We start from the raw sequence: 21,316 nt of genomic DNA, 5'->3' as shown, positions 1-21,316 counted from the left end.
TCCGTGCTCCCGTGACCGGCGGCGGTGTCGGGTGAACTCGGGGGAGGAGTGGGCACATGGCGGACGAGCGGCCGATCGTGGGCCGGGAGGCGGAGCTCGCCGAGCTCTCCCGGCTGGCCGCGTCGCCCGACGGCCGGGCCCTGCTGCTGCGCGGCGAGGCGGGCGTCGGCAAGAGCGTCCTGCTGGACGCGGCCGCCGCGCACGCCACCGCGCTCGGACACCGCGTCGTCCGCGCGGCCGGCGTGGAGGCCGAGACGCAGCTGCCGTTCGCGGGCCTGCACCAGCTGCTGTACCCGCTGCTCCCGGGGGCCGCCGGCCTCGACCGGGTCACCCGGGCCGCCTTCGACACCGTGTTCGGGCGTACGACGGGCGAGGCGCCCTCCGTGATGGCCCTGGGCATCGCCGTACTCGATCTGCTGGCGCTGGCCTCCGGAGACGTACCCCTGCTGGTGGTCGTCGACGACGCGCACTGGTTCGACCCGCAGAGCGCCGAGGTGGGCCGGTTCATCGCCCGCCGCCTGTCCGCGCACGCCGTACGGATGGCCATCGGCGTACGGGAGGACATCCCCTCCGCCTGGGACGCGGCCGGACTGCCCGAGCTGGCCGTCCCCGCGCTGGAGGCCGCGGCGGCCGCGACCCTCCTCGACACACACGCCCCGCACCTGCGGGAGGCCGTCCGCCGCCAGGTCCTCGATCAGGCACAGGGCAACCCGCTCGCCCTGCTGGAACTGCCGCGCGCCCTCGACGAGGGCACCACCCATGGCGCGGAGCCCGGTGAACTGCCGCTCTCCCGGCGGCTGGAACACCTCTACGGCGACCGGATCAAGACCCTCGCTCCCGGCGAACGCGCCGAGCTGCTGCGGGCCGCGCTCGACGGCGTCGGTACCGGCGCCTCACCCTCGCCCGCCGACCGGGCCCGCTACCGGATGAGCGAGGCCGACGGGGCCGTGGCCGCCGGGCTGCTCACCCCGGACACGGCCGGCGGCGGCCGGGCCGGTCTCGTATTCCGGCACCCGCTGGTCCGCTCCGCGCTGCTGCAGTCGGCGACACCCAACGAACGGCGCGCCGCGCACACGGAACTGGCCCGGCTGCACCGCGCGGACATCGAACGCCACGCCGCCCATCTGTCGGCCGCCACGGTCGACCCCGACGAGGCCGTCGCCGTCGTCCTGGAGCGCGCCGCCCGATCTGCCACGGCCCGGGGCGGCGCCGCGTCCGCCGTCGCCCTGCTCACCCGCGCCGCCGAACTCAGCCCCGGTGCCGCGGCACGCTCCCGCCGGCTGGGCGACGCCGCGTACGTGGCGGCCCAGTCCGCGCTGCTCGACCAGGCACAGGAACTGCGCGAGGCCTCCGACCGGCTGGTCGGCACCCACCAGTCGCCCACCGCTGTGATCACCTCGGCGTACGCCGCGCTCTACCAGGACGGCGACGTCCGATCCGCCCACCGCCGTGTCGCCGCCGCGCTCGATGCCTTGCCGGCGGACACCTCTGAGGAGATCCGGACCCGGCTGTTCAACCTGCTGCTGGCCATCAGCCTGTTCTCCGCCGACCCGGCCCTCTGGTCGGTCACCGACACGCTGGTGGACGTCGCGGCGACCGACCCCTCGACCCTGCTCTACCGCGACGCGTTCGGAGATGTCGCCCGGCGTGGAGCGGGCGCGCGGGAGCGAGTCCAGGACGCGTTCGCGCGGCTGGGCGAGGAGCAGCCGTGGGACGTCATGCGGCTCGGGGTGGCGGCGTACTACCTCGACGCGCTCGGCGACCATCGTCCGCTGGTGCGCCGCGTCGCCGACCGGGAGGCGGGCAGCGGGGCGGTCACCAACGCGATGACCCTGCTCCAGCTGGTCATGCTCGATCAGATCAACAGCGGCGCATGGGAGGCTGCCGAGCACACCGGCAAGCGCGGTCTGGAGCTCACCACCGCCCATGGCTACGCGCTGTTCGAGCACCAGTACCACGGCTTCCTCGGCCTGATCGCCGCCTGGCGCGGCGACACCGAGCGGGCCACCGCTGCGCTGAACCGGCTCGACCGTTGGGCCCGCCCGCGCGGCGTCGGCCACCTCACCCAGCTCGCCGAGGCCATCGGCGCCGCCATGCACCTCACGGCCGGGGACTTCGAAGGGGCGTACGCCTACGCGAGCGGCCTCACCGCGCCGGGCGCCTTCACGCCCTGCTCCCAGCAGGCCGTACGCACCCTGCTGGACCTGGTGGAGTCCGCCGTGCACACCGGGCGCGCCGACCAGGCCCGCGCCCACGCCCTCGCCGCCCGTGACCAGGGACTGCCCGCGATCTCGCCGCACCTCGACTTCCTCACCGCCGCCGCCCTGGCGATGACCGCCGACGACACGGGAGCCCGGGCCGCGTTCGAACGGGCGGTGGCTCACCCCGCGGGAGTGGAGTTCCCCTTCGAGCTGGCCCGGGTGCGCCTGGCACAGGGAATGTGGCTGCGCCGGGCCCGGGAGCGCGCGGCCGCACGGACGGTGTTCGAGGAGGTCGTCGAGACGTTCGAGCGACTCGGCGCGCAGCCGTGGGCCCGGCGTGCCCGGGCCGAACTGCGCGCGGCCGGTGCGGCGGTCGGCAGGGCCGCGGAGAGCAGGGCCGACACGCTCACCGCGCAGGAGCGGCAGATCGCCGAGCTCGCCGCGAGCGGGCTGAGCAACAAGGAGATCGGCGCCCGCCTGTTCCTCTCCCCGCGCACGGTCGGGGCACACCTCTACCGGGTCTTTCCCAAGCTCGGCATCTCCTCGCGGGCCTCGCTGCGGGACGCGCTGGCGCAGGCGGGGCATTCCATCGAAGGTGGATGAGTCCCGACCCGCACGGACACCGGCCTACGTCGGTCACCGCAGTCATTCGACCGATTCGGCGGGCATGACTGCCCAGGGAGTCTGGACTCGTCGCGCCACCCCCGGGGCGGCCACGAGAAGTCCAGGAGAAGCCATGTCCGACCCGCGCACCCCGCTCGTCCTCATCCACGGCCTGTGGCTGCACGCAGGGTCGTGGCAGCCCTGGATCGACCTCGCCGAGGAGCACGGCTACGCGCCGCTGGCACCCGGCTGGCCCGGCGAGGCCGGCACCGTCGCCGAGGCCCGGCGCCACCCCGAGGCCGTCGCCGGGCTCGGCATCGACGACGTCACCGAGCACTACGCCGGGATCGTCCGCTCCCTCGACCGCCCGCCGGTGCTCATCGGACACTCCTTCGGCGGACTGATCGCGCAGAAGCTGCTCGGCGCGGGTCTCGGCCGGGCCGCGGTGGCCATCGACCCGGCCCAGATCAAGGGCGTCAAGGCGCTGCCGCCGGCCCAGCTGCGGGCGGGTTTCCCGGTCCTGGGCAACCCCGCCAACCGGCGCCGCGCGGTCTCCCTGACCGCCGCGCAGTTCCGCTACGGCTTCGGCAACGCGCTGGAGGGGACCGAGTCCGACGACCTGTACGAGCGCCTCACCATCCCCTCGCCGGGGCGGCCGCTGTTCGAGGCCGCGTTCGCCAACTTCGCGCGGCGCTCCCCGGCGGCCGTGGCCACCGGCAACGCGGACCGCGGGCCGCTCCTGCTGATCTCCGGCCAGGCCGACCACACCGTTCCCGATGTCGTGACCCGCTCGGCGTACAAGCTCTACGGCGACTCGTCGGCGGTCACCGAACTCAAGCAGTTCCCCGACCGGGGCCACTCCCTGGTCGTCGACCACGGCTGGCGGACGGTGGCCGAGTACGCCCTGCGGTGGCTGTCCGAGCAGGGCATCCAGGGCCGGGACACCTCACAGGTCTGACCCGGACGTCTGAGCCGAGGCACGCCTCGGTTCGTGGCATGCCTCATTTCACCGATCGAAGTAATCGAAGTAATCGAAGGAGCTGAGCTGGATGAGCACGGAACTCCAGGGCAGGACCGCCGTCGTCACCGGCGCGAGCAAGGGCATCGGACTGGCCGTCGCCGAGGCGCTGGCCGGAGCGGGTGCGACGGTGATCGCCGGGTCGCGCACCACGACGCCGGGTCTCGACGCGCTGGTCAAGCAGGGCGGAGTCACCTGGGTACCGGTGGACCTGGCCGAACCCGGAGCCGCCGAGCGCCTCGTGACGGCGGCTGACGGCCGGCTGGACATCCTGGTCAACAACGTCGGTGCGGCCCCCGCCCGCATGGGCGGATTCCTGTCGGTGACCGACGAGGACTGGCAGCGCACGGTCGATCTGAACCTCCTCACGGCCGTACGGGTCACCCGCGCCGCCCTGCCCTTGATGCTGACCGCCGGGCAGGGCTCGGTGGTGACGGTCGCCTCGGTCAACGCCACGCTGCCCGACCCGATGGTGATCGACTACAGCGCGGGCAAGGCCGCGCTGGTCGCCTTCTCCAAAGCGCTGTCCAAGGAGGTCGGCCCCAAGGGCATCCGGGTCAACACCGTCAGCCCGGGCCCGGTGGAGACCGAGCTGTGGCTCGGCGGCGACGGGGTGGCGGCCACGGTCTCGGCAGCCGCCGGGATCACCCCGGACGACGTGGTCGCCCAGGCGTCCGGTGCCACGGTCACCGGCCGCTTCTCCCAGCCGAACGAGGTCGCCGACCTGGTTCTCTTCCTCGCCGGCGACCACTCCCGCAACATCACCGGCAGCGACTTCGTCATCGACGGCGGCTTCATCCCGACCTGGTGACGCGGCGACCGACCTTCGAAACCCCCTGCGCCGGTCAGCGTTCCAGCAGCATCCGCTGGAGTTCGCGGGCCGCGCGAGGCGGAGCCACATCGCTGCGGTGGGCCAGGGCGATGGTGCGGTGGAGTCCGGGGCGCGCGAGCGGTGTCACCCGCAGACCGCGTCCCGAGCGTGTCGCGACCATGCGCGGGACGACGGCCACGCCGAGCCCCGCCCTGACGAAACCCAGCACCGCGTCCATCTCGCCGCCCTCGACGGCGAAGTCCGGCTCGAAGCCCTCGGCGCGGCAGGCGGCGACGGTCAGTTCCCGCAGGTCGTAGCCGTGCCGGAACATCACCAGGCGCTCGCCCTCCAGATCGGGGATGCGCACCGTGCGGCCGGTCCCCGGCGCGGGCGCGTCCGGTGACGACACCACGACCAGGTCCTCACGCAGCAGCTCCACCGTCGTCAGCGCGGGGGAGGGGGTGGGCAGCGGGAGGACGACCAGGGCGAGATCCAACGCGCCGCGCGCGAGTTCCCGTACGAGATCGTGCGAGCCGCCCTCCTCGATCAGCAGCCGGATACCGGGATAGCGGTCGTGGAAGGCACGCAGGACGTCCGGAAGCAGGCCGGTGCACAGGCTCGGCGTCGCGCCCAGGCGGATCCGGCCGCTGCGCAGCTGGGCCAGTTCCTGCACCTCGTGCCGGGCCGTGTCCGCGTCGGCCAGGATGCGCCGGGCCAGTGGCAGCAGCGCCTCGCCCGCGTCCGTCAGCGTGATGTTGCCCCGCGCGCGGAGAAAGAGGTCCGCCCCCAACTCCCGTTCCAGCGCCTTGATCTGCTGGGACAGGGACGGCTGGGCGACATGGACCAGATCGGCGGCCCGGGTGAAGTGCCGGGTCTCGGCGACCGCCACGAAGTACTGGAGCTGCTGGAACTGCATCCACCCATCATAGGCTCCAGCTATTGAAACGAGCCGGACCATGTCTTGGACCGATCGGCACCCGTGGCCCTAGCTTCTGAGACATGGCTCTGGCAACGCGGACGGACCGACGACCGTCCATGACGCGCACCGTGTGGGACAGCTCCGTCGGGAAGAAGACCGTGATGGCGGTCAGCGGCCTGATCATGCTGCTGTACCTGGTCGTCCACATGCTCGGCAACCTGAAGATCTTCTTCGGCTCGGGCGAGTTCAACCACTACGCCCACTGGCTGCGCACCCTCGGCGAGCCCTTCCTGCACTACGAGTGGGCCCTGTGGATCATCCGCGTGGTCCTGGTCGTCGCCGTCGTCGCCCACGCCACCGCCGCGTACCAGCTCAGCCGCCGTGACATCAGGGCGCGCCCGAGCAAGTACGTCCACAAGAAGCCCAGGTCCAGCTACGCGACCCGCACGATGCGCTGGGGCGGGATCATCCTCGGCCTGTTCATCGTCTGGCACATCCTCGACCTGACGACCGGCACCGTGCACCCCGGCGGCTTCCAGTCCGGACACCCGTACCAGAACGTGATCGACACCTTCTCGACCTGGTACGGCGACGTGATCTACATCGTCGCGATGCTCGCGCTCGGCCTGCACATCCGGCACGGCTTCTGGAGCGCCGCACAGACCATGGGCGCCGGCAGCCGCACCCGCGACCGCGCCCTCAAGACCATCGCCGACGTCCTCGCGCTGGTGCTGACGGTGGGCTTCATCTCCGTACCCGTCGGTGTCATGACCGGATTGGTGAGCTGACATGACCGCAGCCTCTGAATACGCCGCGTACACGACCGGTGCGCCCGTCGTCGACAGCAAGGCCCCCGAGGGCCCGGTCAACGAGCGCTGGGACACCCGCCGCTTCGAGGCCAAGCTCGTCAATCCCGCCAACCGCCGCAAGCACACGGTGATCGTCGTCGGAACCGGCCTCGCGGGCGGCTCGGCGGGCGCCACGCTCGCCGAACAGGGCTACCACGTCGTCCAGTTCTGCTACCAGGACTCGCCCCGCCGCGCCCACTCGATCGCCGCCCAGGGCGGCATCAACGCGGCGAAGAACTACCGCAACGACGGCGACTCCGTCCACCGGCTGTTCTACGACACCGTCAAGGGCGGCGACTTCCGCGCCCGCGAGTCCAACGTCCACCGCCTCGCACAGATCTCGGTCGAGATCATCGACCAGTGCGTCGCCCAGGGCGTGCCGTTCGCGCGCGAGTACGGCGGTCTGCTCGACACCCGTTCCTTCGGCGGCGTCCAGGTGTCCCGCACCTTCTACGCCCGCGGCCAGACGGGCCAGCAGCTCCTGCTCGGTGCTTACCAGGCACTGTCGCGGCAGATCGCGGCCGGCAACATCGAGATGCATCCGCGCACCGAGATGCTCGACCTGATCGTGGTCGACGGACGGGCGCGCGGCATCGTGGCACGGGATCTCATCACCGGCCGGATCGACACGTACTACGCGGACGCCGTCGTCCTGGCCAGCGGTGGCTACGGCAACGTCTTCTACCTTTCGACGAACGCCATGAACTCCAACGCCACCGCCGTCTGGCGGGCGCACCGGCGCGGCGCCTACTTCGCCAACCCCTGCTTCACCCAGATCCACCCCACCTGCATCCCGCGCACCGGCGATCACCAGTCCAAGCTCACCCTGATGAGCGAGTCGCTGCGCAACGACGGCCGTATCTGGGTCCCGAAGGCGAAGGGCGACACGCGCCCGCCGAACGAGATCCCCGAGGACGAGCGCGACTACTACCTGGAGCGCATCTACCCCTCCTTCGGCAACCTGGTCCCGCGTGACATCGCCTCCCGCGCCGCCAAGAACGTCTGCGACGAGGGCCGCGGGGTGGGGCCGGGCGGACAGGGCGTCTACCTGGACTTCGCCGACGCCATCGGGCGCATGGGCAGGGCGAAGGTCGAGGAGAAGTACGGCAACCTCTTCGACATGTACGCCCGGATCACCGCCGAGGACCCGTACACCGTGCCGATGCGGATCTACCCGGCCGTGCACTACACGATGGGCGGACTGTGGGTCGACTACGACCTCCAGACCACCATCCCCGGCCTGTTCGCGATCGGCGAGGCCAACTTCTCCGACCACGGCGCCAACCGCCTCGGCGCCTCGGCCCTCATGCAGGGCCTCGCCGACGGCTACTTCGTGCTGCCGTCCACCATCAACGACTACCTCGCCCGCAACCCGCACCACACCGAGGTGACGGACGAACACCCCGCCGTCCAGGAGATACTGGCCGAGACCGAGGACCGGCTGCGGCTGCTGCTGGCCGTCGACGGCGACCGCACCCCCGACTCCTTCCACCGCGAACTCGGCGAACTCATGTGGGAGTTCTGCGGCATGGCCCGCACCGAGACGGGTCTGCGCAAGGCGCTGGAGCGCATCCCGCAGATCCGCGAGGAATTCTGGCGGCGCATCAAGGTCCCCGGCACCGGTGAGGAGTTCAACCAGTCCCTGGAGAAGGCCAACCGCGTCGTCGACTACCTGGAGCTCGCCGAGCTGATGTGCCTCGACGCACTGCACCGCTCCGAGTCCTGCGGCGGCCACTTCCGCGAGGAGTCCCAGACCGAGGGCGGCGAGGCCGCCCGCAAGGACGAGGAGTTCTCCTACACGGCCGCCTGGGAGTTCACCGACACCGGCGCCGCGCCCGTCCTGCACAAGGAAGACCTGGTCTTCGAGTACGTCCACCCCACCCAGCGGAGCTACGCATGAAGCTCACCCTGCGCGTCTGGCGCCAGAAGAACGCCGACGCCGACGGAGCGATGTCCACGTACGAGGTGGACGGCATCTCGGCCGACATGTCCTTCCTGGAGATGCTCGACACTCTCAACGAGGAACTCATCCTCAAGGGCGAGGACCCCGTCGCCTTCGACCACGACTGCCGCGAGGGCATCTGCGGCGCGTGCAGCCTCGTCATCAACGGCGACGCGCACGGACCCGAGCGCACCACCACCTGCCAGCTCCACATGCGGTCCTTCCAGGACGGCGACACCATCGACGTCGAGCCCTGGCGCGCCTCCGCCTTCCCGGTCGTCAAGGACCTCGTCGTGGACCGGACGGCCTTCGACCGGATCATCCAGGCCGGCGGCTACATCACCGCCCCGACCGGCGCGGCGCCCGAAGCCCATGCGACGCCCGTGCCGAAGCCGGACGCCGACTTCGCGTTCGAGCACGCCGAGTGCATCGGGTGCGGTGCGTGTGTGGCCGCCTGTCCCAACGGGGCCGCGATGCTCTTCACCTCGGCGAAGATCAACCATCTGAACGTGCTGCCGCAGGGGGCGCCCGAGCGGGAGACGCGGGTGCTGGACATGGTGGCGCAGATGGACGAGGAGGGGTTCGGGGGGTGCACGCTGGCCGGGGAGTGCGCCACCGCCTGCCCGAAGGGGATTCCGTTGGTTTCCATCACCGGGATGAACAAGGAGTGGCTGCGGGCTGCCCGTAAAACCGGGCGGCGCTAGGGAGACTTCGGCTGCGGGTCGGATGTGGCTGGTCGCGCAGTTCCCCGCGCCCCTTTGGGGCGCGCTCCAGCCGAGGTCACTTGTTCAGAAAACGTTCGCCGGATCTGTGCGGACGGGCGGGGCCGGGAGGTGGTGCTCATCCCCGGCCCCGTCTCGCATTCGGGGAATCTCCTGGCATTCAACATCCCCACATCCTGGCTCCTGGCACAGGTCACGCGCACGCCAACCTGCATCGGAAGAACAGGAGCGCGCGGGCCGTACCGAACCGGTCTGCCGCCGCTGTGCCGAACCGGCCCGTGACCAGGAGAGTGCCATGACCGGCGTTTCCACCCTCGACAGCCCCCCGCAGCCCCTGGCCCCCACCCGTTACACCGTCTCCCTCGCCCGTTCCGAGGCCGACGTCCGGGCCGCGCAGCGGCTGCGGCACGACGTCTTCGCCGGGGAGATGGGCGCCCTGCTGACCACGCCGCAGCCGGGGCTCGACATCGACGCCTTCGACGCCTACTGCGATCACCTGCTGGTCCGTGACACGCTGACCGACCAGGTCGTCGGCACCTACCGCCTGCTGCCCCCGGAGCGCGCCGCGATCGCCGGCCGGCTCTACTCGGAGGGCGAGTTCGACCTGACCCCGCTCGACGCGATCCGCCCGGGACTCGTCGAGGTCGGGCGCTCCTGCGTGCACCCCGACCACCGCGACGGCGCCGTCATCGGCCTCATCTGGGCCGGGATAGCCCGCTACATGGTCGAGGGCGGCCACGAGTGGCTCGCGGGCTGCTGCTCGATCCCGCTCGCCGACGGCGGCGAACTCGCGGCCGGAACCTGGGACCGGGTGCAGGCCAAGCACCTGGCACCCGAGGAGTACCAGGTACGACCGCTGCTGCCCTGGACCGCGGAGGGTGTCACCCGCCGGCCCCGCACCGAACTGCCCCCGCTGCTGCGCGGCTATCTCCGGCTCGGCGCCTGGGTCTGCGCCGCACCCGCGCACGACCCGGACTTCGGGGTCGCGGACCTGTTCGTGCTGCTGTCGATGCGCCGGGTCAACCCGCGCTATCTGCGGCACTTCCTCTCGCTCGTCCAGGCCTGATGAGCGTCTGGCTGCCCAGCGCGCCCTGCACCCCCAGGGCGTGCGTCGAGGCGACGGGGTCCGCCACGGCCGTACCGCGCGCCGTGCTGCGGCTCGCGGCGGTCCTGGTGGTGGTCGCCACCGGGGTCGTGCTGTTGCCGCTCGGCGGGCGGATCCCCGCCGAGCCGGTACGGCGCTGGTGCCGGGCGATCGTGCGGGCCGCGGGCGTACGCGTTCGGATCACCGGCCCCGCCGTCCCCACCGGCGGGCTGCTGATCGTCGCCAACCACATCTCCTGGCTGGACATCCCGCTCCTCGCCGCCGTCCGGCCGGCCAGGATGCTCGCCAAGTCCGAGATCCGGCAGTGGCCGGTGGCGGGACCGCTGGCCGCGCGCGGCGGCGTCCTGTTCATCGAGCGCGACCGGTTGCGCGCGCTCCCGGACACGGTGGCGCGGATCGCGGGGCTGCTGCGCGACGGGGCGGCCGTCGTGGCCTTCCCGGAGGGCAGCACCTGGTGCGGCAGGGCGCAGGGACACTTCCGGCGGGCCGTCTTCCAGGCCGCGCTCGACGCCGGGGTGCCGGTCCAGCCGGTGCACATCCACTACCGGCTCGCCGGGGGAGTGGCGAGCACCGCGCCCGCCTTCGTCGGCAACGACTCGCTGCTCGCCTCCCTGTGGCGGGTGGCCTCGGCACGGGGGCTGGTGGCCGAGGTCGAGGTACGGCCCACGCTCGCCCCGGGCAGCCACCCGGATCGACGGGAGCTGGCCCGCGCGGCGCAAGGGGGGTTGCATTCCCAGGGCGCACGCGCGTCGGTCCCCGCACATCGCTGACGTATCAGGACGAGGCGACCTGAAGGGACAGGGGCCGGCAGCCGCCGGTACGGGGCTACCGGCCCCGAGCGAGTGCCCGGGTGAGGTACGGGGCCGTCGTACTCCCCTGCGCCCGAGCCACCTCGGCCGGGGAGCCCGCGGCCACGATCCGGCCCCCCGCGTCCCCGCCGCCCGGACCCAGGTCGATCACCCAGTCCGCGCCCGCGACCACCGACATGTCGTGCTCGACGACCACGACGGTGTGTCCCGCGTCGACCAGGCCGTGCAACTGGCGCATCAGCACCTCGACATCGGCGGGGTGCAGCCCGGTCGTCGGCTCGTCGAGGAGATAGAGGGTGTGCCCCCGGCGGACCCGCTGCAACTCACTGGCCAGCTTGATGCGCTGGGCCTCGCCACCGGACAACTCCGTGGCGGGCTGGCCGAGTCGCAGATAGCCCAGACCCACGTCGAGGAGCGTGGCGAGGCTGCGGGCGACGGGCGCGATGTCGGTGAAGAACTCCGCCGCGGCCTCCACCGTCATGTCCAGGACCTGCGCGATGTTCCGTCCGCGGTACGTCACTTCGAGCGTCTCGGGGTTGTAGCGCGCCCCAGCGCAGTCCGGACAGGGAGCGTAGGTGCTCGGCAGGAAGAGCAGCTCCACACTCACGAGCCCCTCGCCCTGGCAGGTCTCGCAGCGCCCGCCCGCGACGTTGAAGGAGAAGCGCCCCACCCCGTAGTCGCGCCTTCGCGCCTCCTGCGCCCCGGCGAAGACCTTGCGCACGACGTCGAAGAGGCCCGTGTACGTGGCGAGATTCGAGCGCGGGGTACGGCCGATGGGTTTCTGGTCGACGGAGACGAGCCGTCCCACCCCCTCCAGTTCCGCGGTCACCTCGCCGATGAGGGTGGACTTGCCCGAGCCGGAGACGCCCGTGACGGCGGTGAACACACCGCGCGGGAACGCGGCGCTCACCCCGCGCAGGTTGTGGCGGCTCACCGGCCCCACCTTGAACTGCCCTTGTGGGGAACGGACTTCGCGTTCCAGGCCGGAGGAGTGGTCGAAGAGGAAGCGGGCCGTCGCCGATTCCTCCACCCCGGCCAGCTCCGCCACCGGGCCGCTGTGCAGTACCCGCCCGCCGTGCTCACCCGCCCGCGGACCGACGTCGACGAGCCAGTCGGCACCCCGCACGACGTCCAGATGGTGCTCGACCACGAACACCGAGTTGCCCGCTGCCTTCAGTCGGTCCAGGACCGTGAGCAGGGCCTCCGTGTCCGCCGGGTGCAGACCCGCGGACGGTTCGTCGAGGACGTACACGACACCGAACAGACCGGAGCGCAACTGCGTGGCCAGCCGCAGTCGTTGCAACTCGCCCGCGGAGAGGGTCGGGGTGGCCCGGTCGAGGCTGAGGTAACCGAGGCCGAGTTCGACGACGGGGGCGATCCGCGCTCTCAGGTCGTCGGTGAGGACGCGGGCCGTCTCTCCCCGGGGCTCCAGGGTCCCGGCCAGCTCGGACAGCGGCAGCCCCGCCAGTTCGGCGATCGTGCGGCCCGCGAAGGTCACCGCCAGCGCCTCGGGACGCAGCCGGCTGCCGCCGCACACCGGGCACGGGGCGCTGGTCAGGAACCGCTCGGCCCTGGCCCGCAGCGTCGGGCTCTTCGAATCGGAGAACGTCTTCATGACGTAGCGCCGGGCGCTCATGTACGTGCCCTGGTAGGGGCGTTGGATCCGGTCCGCGTCCCGTACCGGATGCACGGTGACGACCGGCTGCTCGTCCGTGAACAGGATCCACTCCCGCTGCTCGGGCGGCAGCTCGCGCCACGGCCGGTCCACGTCGTACCCCAGCGCGTCGAGGACGTCGCGCAGGTTCTTGCCCTGCCAGGCACCGGGCCACGCGGCGATCGCGCCCGCGCGGATCGACAGCGACGGGTCCGGGACCAGCGACTCCTCGGTCGTACGGTGGACCCGGCCGAGACCGTGACACTCCGGGCAGGCCCCGGCGGCCGTGTTCGGCGAGAAGGCGTCCGAGTCGAGGCGTTCGGCGCCCCGCGGATAGTCGCCCGCACGTGAGAACAGCATCCGCAGCGAGTTGGAGAGGTTGGTGACCGTGCCCACGGACGAGCGCGAGGTGGGCGCCGAACGGCGCTGCTGGAGCGAGACCGCGGGCGGCAGCCCGGTGATGTCCCCCACCTTCGGTGCCCCGACCTGGTGGATCAGCCGTCGCGCGTACGGCGCCACCGACTCGAAGTAGCGCCGCTGGGCCTCCGCGTAGATCGTGCCGAACGCCAGCGAGGACTTGCCCGAGCCCGAGACCCCGGTGAAGACCACGAGGACATCGCGCGGAATGTCGACGTCCACGCCCTGGAGATTGTGCTCGCGGGCGCCCCGCACACGGACGTACTCGTCGTGGCGGCGGTGCGGGTCGGACATCGACGGGACTCCTGGGGGCTCGGGGCAAACCCCACGATTCTAGGCCCCGGTCAGTCCCGCGACCCGGGCGAGCCTCCGGAAGGAGTCCAGCAGGGCCCCGCGGTCGTACGTACTGGTCGTGACCAGCACCTCCTGCGCGCCGGTCTCCTCGATCAACATCTCCAGTTCGTGCTCGACCTGTTTCTCGGTGCCCGCGATCTGCCCCGCGAGCGCCGACTCGTAGAAATGCCGCTCCTTGCCGTTCATCGGAAGGTCCTCGACCCGCTCGGCGGGCGGCAGCGGCGGGAAGGTGCCGTGCGTGCGGGCGTACGCCATCGACCAGGCCTCGGGGAGGAGCAGCCGCATCGCCTCCTCCGGGGTCGCGGCGACCGCGACGGCGCCGGAGACGACGACGTACGGCTCCGCCGCCCACACGGAGGGGCGGAACGTCGCGCGGTAGTGGTCGATCCCGCGCCGCATCTTCTCCCGGTTCCTGATGTCCCCGATGACCAGGGGCAGGCCCGCCCGCGCCGCGATCGTGGCGCCCTCGTTCAGGGCGAGCACGAAGGGCGGCACGGTCAGCCCCTCCGAGGGGCGCGCGTGCACCCCCGTCGGCGACGGGCCGCGGAACCAGCCGAGCAGCTCGTCGAGCTGCCCCGCGAAGTCGTCGGCGACGTCCTTGTCCCGCCCCAGCGCCCTGCGCACTCCGTCCGTGAAGCCGACCGAACGCCCGAGCCCCATGTCGATCCGCCCGGGGAACAGGGACTCGAGCACACCGAACTGCTCGGCCACGACCAGGGGCTGGTGATTGGGCAGCATCACCCCGCCGGTACCGACCCGGATCGTCCGGGTGGCGGCGGCGACCGCGGCGGCCAGCACGGTGGGCGCGGACCCGGCGACCCCGGGCACGCCATGGTGCTCCGACACCCAGATCCGGTGGTATCCGAGCCCTTCCAGCTCCTGGGCCAGACGCACGGTGTCCCGCAGGGCCTCGGCGGCGTCGTGCCCCTCGCGGGTGCGCGAGCGGTCGAGGACGGAGAAACGCGTCGCTGCGAGGCGGGAGTCCCGTCCCGGTGGACCCGCGTGATCGTGTGGGCTCGGCATGACTCCTCGGATGATACGGATCTCGCCGCACCGGCCGTCACAGGGCCTCGTGGGAAATGGTCAGCAGATAGGTGCCGTAGAAGAGGGAGAAACCGGCCAGGCCGATGAGCAGGACGACGACCGTGCGCCGCTGGGCGCGGGCCAGGGAGAGGGCGAACGGCAGCAGCAGGGGGAAGGCGGGCAGCAGCAGTCGGGGTCTGCTCGTGAAGAAGTGGGCGTCGCCCAGGGCGATGACGAGGAGAATCCCCGAGTACACGAGAAGCGGCAGCGGCTGTCGGTCCAGGACGCCGAGGACGAACAGCAGGAGGCAGCCGAGGACGATTCCGGCGGAGAGATAGACGACCAGGGTGTCGTGTCCGACGATCAGGTGCTTGAACATGTGCGCGGTGTAGTGACCGAAGTCGAAATGTGAGCCCCACAGACTCTGCACCCGGAAGTAGCCGGTCAGGTCGTGTGTGCGCAGCCCCACCCAGACGACGTACCCGAGCCACCCGACGGGCGCCAGGAGCATGGCCACCCAGGCGCGCGGGACGGTGGGTCTCCCGTCGCGGCGGCGCTGCCAGAGGTGGGCGGCGACGGCCGTGACGACGGCGGCGGCCACGGTGAAACCGTTGGGGCGGCACAGCCCGGCCAGCGCGGCCAACGTCCCGGCGGTCAGCCAGCGCTGGGTCAGCGCCGCGTAGAGCGCCCAGGCGGCGAAGGCCGTCATGAGGGACTCGGTGTACGCCATGGTCAGTACGACGGCGTGCGGCAGCAGCGCCCACAGTGCCGCGAGCGCCAGGCCGACCCGCCGTCCGTGCAGCAGCTCGCCGACCGCGTACACGCCCCAGGCGGCCACGGCGGCGGCGGTCCAGGAGATGACGAGCGCCGCGTTGACCGGGCCGATCGGCAGGACCGTGTTCAGGCCGTGGATCAGTCCGGGGAAGAGCGGGAAGAACGCCAGGTCGTTGTAGATGACCCCGTGGCCGGACTTGGCGGCGACGATCGTGCCGTAGCCGTACCGGGCGATGTGCCAGTACCAGCCGCCGTCCCATTCCAGACCGAGCACATTGCGCGGGTGCCGGCCCAGGTGCAGCGACCAGGCGGTCACCATCACCACGCCCGTCAGCCGCGCGGCGGCGAACAGCCACAGCGCCGGCAACGCCCGCTTCAGTTCGCCCCGCCATCGCCACACCTCGGGCGAGGCGGCAGGCGACGCGGGCACGAACTGCCGCGTGGGTCTGCCGCTCACCGTCTGGGGGCCGTCTTCCATGCCGACCTCCTCGTCGCCCTGCTAGAGGGAATGGCCGGGGACGGGGTTCCACCGGTGGGAAGATCCTGACTTCATGGGACACGACGGTCCCGGGCGGCGCATCCCGGCCGGGCACGGACGGGTGACGAAGTCGCCGGGTTCGAGCCGCCCGAGCGGCTCGCTCAGTCGTTGAAGTAGTGGCCCGCTTCGAGGTCCGGGACGAGTGCGGGGTGCTCGGGACGCCATCCGAGCAGCTTCCGGGTCAGGACGCTCGAGGTCGGGTTGTCGAGCGGCACGGCGGCGGCGAGAAAGCCGAAGTGCCGGCTCGCGTCCTCGGCCGTGATCCCGGCGACCGGCAGCTTCAGCCTGCGTCCGATGAGCTCGGCGATGTCACGCAAGGGCACACCCTCTTCGGCGGCCCCGTGCAGGATCGAGCCGGCCGGGGCGGCTTCCACCGTCAGCCGGAACAGGTGCGCCGCATCGAGCCGGTGCACGGCCGGCCAGCGGTTCGACCCGTCGCCGACGAAGGCCGACACGCCGGTCTCGTGGGCGATGCCGATCAGACTCGGGACGAAGCCCTTGTCGCCCTCGCCGTGCACGGTCGGCGAAAGCCGCACGACCGAAGCGCGCACCCCGCGCGCGGCCAGGGCCATGGCCGCGCTCTCCGATGCGATCCGCGGTGCCTGAGACCCGGGATCGGGCGCGATCTCCTCGGTCCCGAGGCGACCCGGCGCCATCATTGTGAGCATCAGGGTTCCCGAGGTCACCACGAGCGGCTTGCCGGTCCCTTCGAGCGCCGCTCAGCCTCGACGGCACGCAGGTCCAGCTTGTCGCTGGCGACGTAGTCCGAGAAGTCGTGGTTGAAGGCCAGATGGATGACGCCGTCCGCCGCGGCGGCACCCTCGTGCAGGCTGTCCGGATCGTCGAGGGAGCCGCGGCGCGCCTCGGCGCCGACGGCCGTCAGCGCCGAGGCGGCGGCGTCCGAGCGGGCGAGGCCGACGACCTGGTGCCCCGCTTCGAGGAGTTCACGGACGACGGCGGAACCGATGAATCCGGTCGCGCCGGTGACGAATACGCGCATGGTGCATTCCTTCGACAGGACGAACAGAGGCCGCCCCGATGCGGCACCGGGGCGGTGATTGCAACCTGCGCACGGGAAGCGCTCCGGGTCCAAGACCTGTTTCGCATCCGGTGCTACGTCCGAGGCATCACCACAGTTCAGACCGCGGCCCACACCCATGCCGCCACGGAATCCACCTGGGCCCGCCGGCCGTCGTAGGAACTCCTCGGCGGCACGTACTGCGCCGCGCCCTCGCGACTAAGCGAACGGCGATCGGGAATGGCTTCCCCGGAGCTCTTGTCGGCGGCTCGCCGCGGCCGGGTCGGCGGGAGCCCTTCCACCCCACGGAAAGCAGGAGTGAACATGCAGTACGTGAAGCTCGGTTCGACGGGCCTGGACGTGTCCCGGATCTGCCTGGGCTGCATGAGTTTCGGGCTGCCCGACCGGGGGCCCCACGAGTGGACGCTCGACGACGAGGGTGCCCGCCCCCTGATCCGCCGCGCGCTGGACGCCGGGATCACCTTCTTCGACACGGCGAACGTGTATTCCGACGGCACGAGCGAGGAGATCGTCGGCCGTGCGCTGGCGGAGTTCGCGCGCCGCGACGAGATCGTCATCGCGACCAAGGTGAACGGCGCGATGCACAACGGCCCCAACGCGCGCGGCCTGTCCCGCAAGGCCGTCATGACGGAGATCGACAACAGCCTGCGCCGCCTGGGCACCGACTACGTGGACCTCTACCAGATCCACCGCTTCGACCCCGCCACTCCCGTCGAGGAGACGATGGAGGCCCTGCATGACGTGGTCAAGGCGGGCAAGGCCCGTTACATCGGGGCGAGTTCGATGTACGCGTGGCAGTTCTCCAAGGCCCAGTACACGGCCCGGCTGAACGGCTGGACGCGGTTCGTGTCCATGCAGAACCACTACAACCTCCTCTACCGCGAGGAGGAGCGCGAGATGCTGCCGCTCTGCGCGGACCAGGGCGTCGGTGTACTGCCCTGGAGCCCGCTCGCCCGCGGCCGGCTGACCCGTGACTGGGACGTCACCACCGAGCGCAGCCGCACCGACGAGTACGGCAAGAGGCTCTACCAGCCGGGCGACCGCGAGATCGTCGACGCCGTCGCACGGATCGCCGCCGAGCGTGACATTCCGCGTGCCCGGATCGCCCTCGCCTGGCTGCTGCGCCAGAGCACCGTGACCGCGCCCATCATCGGTGCCACCAAGGTGGGACACGTCGACGACGCGGTGGCCGCCCTCGACGTGGAGCTCTCGGAGAAGGAGATCGAACAGCTGGAGGAGCCGTACACGCCCCACGCGATCAGTGGGCACTGACGCGCGCCGGGGCGCTGAATCCACACAGGTTCGCTTTATTGAAGTTTAAATAAGATCCTTTAGAGTTCAAGTGAAGACGGTCGGGCCTCGCGCCGGTGCGCGGGGCCGACCCGCACGGAAAAAGGATTCCCGCGTGAACGACGATCACAGCCGCCGCACCTCCCGGACAGCGACCGCCCGGCGGCTGGGTAGACGCTCCGTCCTCGCCGTCATCGGCGCGGGTGTGGTCAGCGCCTGTACGTCCGGCAGGTCCGAGCCGAAGAAGACGTCCGACTCGGCTTCCGCGTCCGCCATTTCCACCGCCCGCGTCACGGTCGCGCCCAAGACCGGCGCGGCGAACACGGCGGTCGAGGGCGCGCTTTCCGTCTCCGTCCGCAGCGGCAGCCTCACCTCGGTGACGGTCACGGCCGAGGACGGCATCCGGGTGCCCGGCGCCTTCTCCGCCGACCGCACCCGGTGGACACCGTCCGGCAGGCTCTCCCCGTCCACCAAGTACTCGGTACGCGCCGTCGCCACCGACAAGAACGGCCGCGAGGCGCTGGCCAACACCACCTTCACCACCATCGCCCCCGAGGCCACCCTCGTCGGCTACTTCACCCCCGAGGACGGCTCGACCGTGGGTGTGGGCATGCCGGTCTCGCTCAACTTCAACCACGCCGTCACCGACAAGAAGGCGGTCGAGCAGGCGGTGACGGTGACCTCCACGGCGGGAGTCGAGATCGCCGCCCACTGGTTCGGCGACACCCGGCTCGACTTCCGCCCCGAGAACTACTGGCCCGCGGGCACCAAGGTCACCCTCGCCCTGCGGCTGCGAGGTGTCGAGGGCGCGAGCGGCCGCTACGGCGTCCAGCACAAGGACGTCACCTTCACCGTCGGCCGCAACCAGACCAGCCTGGTCGACGCGGACAAGAAGACCATGGTCGTACGACGTGACGGCCGCGCGGTGCGCACGATCCCCATCACCTCCGGAGCGCCCGCACACACCACCTGGAACGGCAGGATGGTGATCTCGGAGAAGTATCTGCAGACCCGCATGGACGGCTCCACCGTCGGCTTCGGCGGCGAGTACGACATCCCCGACGTCCCGCACGCCATGCGCCTGACCACCTCCGGCACCTTCGTGCACGGCAACTACTGGTCGTCCGCCGCGACCTTCGGCGCGCAGAACGTCAGCCACGGCTGTGTCGGCCTGCACGACACCCAGGGCGCGAAGGACACCGGAACGCCCGCCTACTGGTTCTACGAGAACTCGCTGATCGGTGACGTCGTGGAAGTGGTCAACTCCCACGACGACACCGTGCAGCCCGACAACGGTCTGAGCGGCTGGAACATGAGCTGGACCCAGTGGCGGGCGGGGAGCGCGCTCAGCTGAGGCGCCCCGAACGGCCGACCGCGCAGTCGTCCTCGGCGGCGTAGGCGGCCAGCCACGCCAGTGGCGCGTTCCAGTTGATGGCCACCTCGTTCGTCGAGTACGAGCCGATGTCGTCGATGTAGCAGGCCTGGGGCGCGCAGCCGGGCAGGTGCTCCTGCGCGACCGGGTCCTGCAGCCCGCTGTTGGGCCCGCCCGCGAGGGAGCCCGCCGGCGGGTGCGGCAGCGAGGGGTCGTACTGGTGCGCCCAGAAGCGGTGGTGCTGGTTGTCGGAGTACCGCTCCCCGTATCCGGTCACATACGACTGGCCCAGGGCGTTGCGTCCCAGCAGGTAGTCCATCGACTCCAGCACCCCGGCGCGGTAGCGCGGGTCCCCGGTCAGTTCCTGGGCGGTGGCCATGACGATCGCGTTGTCGGTGACCGCGCTGTTGGAGCCCCAGACGTACCCGGTGGCGGGGAGCGGGACGGCGTATCCCTGCCCGGCCATGGTGGACAGATAGCCGTCCGCGGCGGCGGTCACCGAGGTGCGTACCCGCCCGAGGTCGGCCGCGGGCAGCCCGGTGCGTACGGTCGCCAACGTCAGCCTGCCCAGCGCGGCGGTGTCGGCCCAGCTGAAGCCACCGGGAGTGAAGGCGTTCACGGCGGTGTGCCAGGGCGAGGAGGTCACCGCGTCCCGGTAGGCGCGCTCGCCGGTCGTGGCGTACAACTCGGCGGCCGCCCAGTAGAACTCGTCGGTGACCTGGGTGTCGCCGTACGCCCCACCGCCGGTGCTGTCCGAATCCGGCGCGTACATCGCCGGGTTGGCCCGCGCCGCCGTCCAGGCCGTGCGGGCGGCGGTCAGACACCGGTTCGCGAACGCGGTGTCGTAGGGCCTGAAGACACGGGCACACTGGGCCGCCGTCGCCGCCAGGTTGAGGGTGGCCGCGGTGGACGGCGGGTGGAGCTCACGCGGCTGGGCATCCTGTTCGGGCCGGGTCGGCAGCCCGGTCCAGGCGGCGTCGTGGACCTTGTGGAACGCCATTCCCGCGTACGGTCTGCCGTCCGGCACCTGCATCCGCATCAGGAAGTCGAGCTCCCAGCGCGCCTCGTCCAGGACGTCGGGAACGCCGTTGCCGCGCTCGGGAACGCGCAGCGTCGAGTCGCCGAGCGCGGACGCGGTGCCCGCTCGCTTCGCGCGTTCGAAGGAATTGACGAGCAGCCAGGTGGAAATGCCTCCGTTCACGACGTATTTGCCCTGGTCTCCCGCGTCGTACCAACCGCCCCTGACGTCCTGCGTGTACTCGCACACCCCGGACTGGCAGGGCACGTTCGTGTCGCCCTGATTGGGTGCGACTCCGAGATGCCCGGCGGGCCGCGCATAGGCGGAACCCACCAGGGAGGCTTCGATCGGTATGCCGCTGCGCTGGTGATAGAAGAAGGCCAGCGCGTCGGAGCGCAGCCCGTCGTAGAGATCCACGCGAATGTCGAAGGGGTCGCTGACCATTCCATCGACCGTCAGGACGTAACCCGAACCGGTCCGTGCGTACGAGGAGAAGTCGGCGACCTGGGTCGGCTGCCCGGAGGCCGCGTCCGTGCCCCGGCCGACGGTCGACCCCGAGGCGACCACCCTGCCCGAGGCGGCGCGCAGTCGCCAGGTGAGCGGCCGCGCGGCGGAGGTGACCACGGTCGCGCGCTTGGGACCGTCCGGCAGATAGCCGACTTGGTTGACCCGTACGGCGGCTGTCGCCGTGACGGCGGTGGAGAGTCCCGTCGCGGAGGGGGCGGTCGCCAGGCCGCCGACGAGTAATGTCCCCGCGAGCAAGGCTGCCGCCAGGTGTCTTTGACGGCGGCGGGGCAACGGGAATGCGGACATGAGCGGCTCCCAGCGGTCAAGTGAATCCTGGGCCGCGGCCACGAGA

At 71.5% G+C, this 21,316-nt stretch carries 15 protein-coding genes and 1 pseudogene; 10 read left to right on the top strand and 6 right to left on the bottom strand.

Translation table 11 applies throughout. From position 1 onward, the window contains the following. Positions 1-56 precede the first annotated feature (56 nt). From ACFVWD_RS28645 to ACFVWD_RS28635, 3 genes are all read left to right on the top strand, one after another. On the top strand, positions 57-2,804 hold the full coding sequence (locus tag ACFVWD_RS28645; protein ID WP_389600177.1) for an AAA family ATPase: 2,748 nt from the start codon (positions 57-59) through the stop codon (positions 2,802-2,804). 133 nt (positions 2,805-2,937) lie between these two features. Continuing rightward, the gene (locus tag ACFVWD_RS28640) at positions 2,938-3,762 is read left to right on the top strand and encodes an alpha/beta hydrolase (RefSeq protein WP_389600175.1); all 825 of its coding nucleotides are present in this window, start codon (positions 2,938-2,940) and stop codon (positions 3,760-3,762) included. A 91-nt stretch (positions 3,763-3,853) separates the two neighbouring features. Then, entirely contained in the window at positions 3,854-4,633 is a 780-nt protein-coding gene (locus ACFVWD_RS28635; RefSeq protein WP_389600173.1) for an oxidoreductase, read from the top strand. 34 nt (positions 4,634-4,667) lie between these two features. On the opposite strand, the gene ACFVWD_RS28630 is transcribed toward ACFVWD_RS28635, so the two are convergent. Continuing rightward, entirely contained in the window at positions 4,668-5,549 is an 882-nt protein-coding gene (locus ACFVWD_RS28630; RefSeq protein ID WP_389600172.1) for a LysR family transcriptional regulator, read from the bottom strand. Between the two features lie 119 nt (positions 5,550-5,668). Here ACFVWD_RS28630 and ACFVWD_RS28625 point away from each other — a divergent pair, with 119 nt between their 5' ends. From ACFVWD_RS28625 to ACFVWD_RS28605, 5 genes are all read left to right on the top strand, one after another. Beyond that, entirely contained in the window at positions 5,669-6,340 is a 672-nt protein-coding gene (locus ACFVWD_RS28625) for a succinate dehydrogenase (protein ID WP_389600170.1), read from the top strand. 1 nt (position 6,341) lies between these two features. Beyond that, complete coding sequence (locus ACFVWD_RS28620) at positions 6,342-8,300, top strand: fumarate reductase/succinate dehydrogenase flavoprotein subunit (protein WP_389600169.1); 1,959 nt, start codon at positions 6,342-6,344, stop codon at positions 8,298-8,300. Further along, positions 8,297-9,046, top strand: a complete 750-nt coding sequence (locus tag ACFVWD_RS28615; protein ID WP_389600167.1) for a succinate dehydrogenase/fumarate reductase iron-sulfur subunit — start codon at positions 8,297-8,299, stop codon at positions 9,044-9,046. The genes ACFVWD_RS28620 and ACFVWD_RS28615 overlap by 4 nt, the downstream gene beginning before the upstream one ends. Positions 9,047-9,359: 313 nt before the next feature. Continuing rightward, complete coding sequence (locus ACFVWD_RS28610) at positions 9,360-10,130, top strand: GNAT family N-acetyltransferase (RefSeq protein ID WP_389600165.1); 771 nt, start codon at positions 9,360-9,362, stop codon at positions 10,128-10,130. After that, positions 10,130-10,939 (top strand): lysophospholipid acyltransferase family protein, encoded by an 810-nt coding sequence (locus ACFVWD_RS28605; protein ID WP_101402363.1) that lies wholly within the window; start codon positions 10,130-10,132, stop codon positions 10,937-10,939. The genes ACFVWD_RS28610 and ACFVWD_RS28605 overlap by 1 nt, the downstream gene beginning before the upstream one ends. 55 nt (positions 10,940-10,994) lie before the next feature. Here the strand turns inward: ACFVWD_RS28605 and ACFVWD_RS28600 are convergent, their stop codons facing one another. From ACFVWD_RS28600 to ACFVWD_RS28585, 4 genes and pseudogenes are all read right to left on the bottom strand, one after another. Beyond that, entirely contained in the window at positions 10,995-13,343 is a 2,349-nt protein-coding gene (locus ACFVWD_RS28600; protein WP_389600163.1) for an ATP-binding cassette domain-containing protein, read from the bottom strand. 39 nt (positions 13,344-13,382) lie between these two features. After that, a complete protein-coding gene (locus ACFVWD_RS28595) occupies positions 13,383-14,426 on the bottom strand; it encodes an LLM class flavin-dependent oxidoreductase (RefSeq protein WP_389600161.1) in 1,044 nt (347 codons plus the stop codon). A 37-nt stretch (positions 14,427-14,463) separates the two neighbouring features. Further along, positions 14,464-15,678 carry a hypothetical protein gene (locus ACFVWD_RS28590; RefSeq protein WP_389600159.1) on the bottom strand — a complete coding sequence of 405 codons (1,215 nt, stop codon included), beginning with the start codon at positions 15,676-15,678 and terminating at the stop codon, positions 14,464-14,466. A gap of 161 nt (positions 15,679-15,839) precedes the next feature. Then, positions 15,840-16,738: pseudogene (locus ACFVWD_RS28585) on the bottom strand (SDR family oxidoreductase). Positions 16,739-17,080: 342 nt separating this feature from the next. Here ACFVWD_RS28585 and ACFVWD_RS28580 point away from each other — a divergent pair. Next, complete coding sequence (locus ACFVWD_RS28580; protein ID WP_389600158.1) at positions 17,081-18,049, top strand: aldo/keto reductase; 969 nt, start codon at positions 17,081-17,083, stop codon at positions 18,047-18,049. A 133-nt stretch (positions 18,050-18,182) separates the two neighbouring features. After that, positions 18,183-19,421: an Ig-like domain-containing protein gene (locus tag ACFVWD_RS28575; RefSeq protein ID WP_389600156.1), complete on the top strand. Its 1,239-nt coding sequence runs from the start codon at positions 18,183-18,185 to the stop codon at positions 19,419-19,421. On the opposite strand, the gene ACFVWD_RS28570 is transcribed toward ACFVWD_RS28575, so the two are convergent. Further along, positions 19,414-21,270 (bottom strand): glycoside hydrolase family 9 protein, encoded by a 1,857-nt coding sequence (locus tag ACFVWD_RS28570; protein WP_389600155.1) that lies wholly within the window; start codon positions 21,268-21,270, stop codon positions 19,414-19,416. The genes ACFVWD_RS28575 and ACFVWD_RS28570 overlap by 8 nt on opposite strands. Between the last annotated feature and the right edge of the window lie 46 nt (positions 21,271-21,316).

It is taken from the genome of Streptomyces sp. NPDC058086 (assembly GCF_042885015.1).
Lineage (GTDB): Bacteria > Actinomycetota > Actinomycetes > Streptomycetales > Streptomycetaceae > Streptomyces.
This window is presented reverse-complemented; position numbering and strand designations above follow the sequence as displayed.

Bases quoted from the DNA above. Each gene is read 5' to 3' on its own strand.
- ACFVWD_RS28645 (WP_389600177.1), top strand. From the start codon at position 57: ATGGCGGACGAGCGGCCGATCGTGGGCCGGGAGGCGGAGCTCGCCGAG.
- ACFVWD_RS28640 (WP_389600175.1), top strand. From the start codon at position 2,938: ATGTCCGACCCGCGCACCCCGCTCGTCCTCATCCACGGCCTGTGGCTG.
- ACFVWD_RS28635 (WP_389600173.1), top strand. From the start codon at position 3,854: ATGAGCACGGAACTCCAGGGCAGGACCGCCGTCGTCACCGGCGCGAGC.
- ACFVWD_RS28630 (WP_389600172.1), bottom strand. From the start codon at position 5,549: ATGCAGTTCCAGCAGCTCCAGTACTTCGTGGCGGTCGCCGAGACCCGG.
- ACFVWD_RS28625 (WP_389600170.1), top strand. From the start codon at position 5,669: ATGACGCGCACCGTGTGGGACAGCTCCGTCGGGAAGAAGACCGTGATG.
- ACFVWD_RS28620 (WP_389600169.1), top strand. From the start codon at position 6,342: ATGACCGCAGCCTCTGAATACGCCGCGTACACGACCGGTGCGCCCGTC.
- ACFVWD_RS28615 (WP_389600167.1), top strand. From the start codon at position 8,297: ATGAAGCTCACCCTGCGCGTCTGGCGCCAGAAGAACGCCGACGCCGAC.
- ACFVWD_RS28610 (WP_389600165.1), top strand. From the start codon at position 9,360: ATGACCGGCGTTTCCACCCTCGACAGCCCCCCGCAGCCCCTGGCCCCC.
- ACFVWD_RS28605 (WP_101402363.1), top strand. From the start codon at position 10,130: ATGAGCGTCTGGCTGCCCAGCGCGCCCTGCACCCCCAGGGCGTGCGTC.
- ACFVWD_RS28600 (WP_389600163.1), bottom strand. From the start codon at position 13,343: ATGTCCGACCCGCACCGCCGCCACGACGAGTACGTCCGTGTGCGGGGC.
- ACFVWD_RS28595 (WP_389600161.1), bottom strand. From the start codon at position 14,426: ATGCCGAGCCCACACGATCACGCGGGTCCACCGGGACGGGACTCCCGC.
- ACFVWD_RS28590 (WP_389600159.1), bottom strand. From the start codon at position 15,678: ATGGAAGACGGCCCCCAGACGGTGAGCGGCAGACCCACGCGGCAGTTC.
- ACFVWD_RS28580 (WP_389600158.1), top strand. From the start codon at position 17,081: ATGCAGTACGTGAAGCTCGGTTCGACGGGCCTGGACGTGTCCCGGATC.
- ACFVWD_RS28570 (WP_389600155.1), bottom strand. From the start codon at position 21,270: ATGTCCGCATTCCCGTTGCCCCGCCGCCGTCAAAGACACCTGGCGGCA.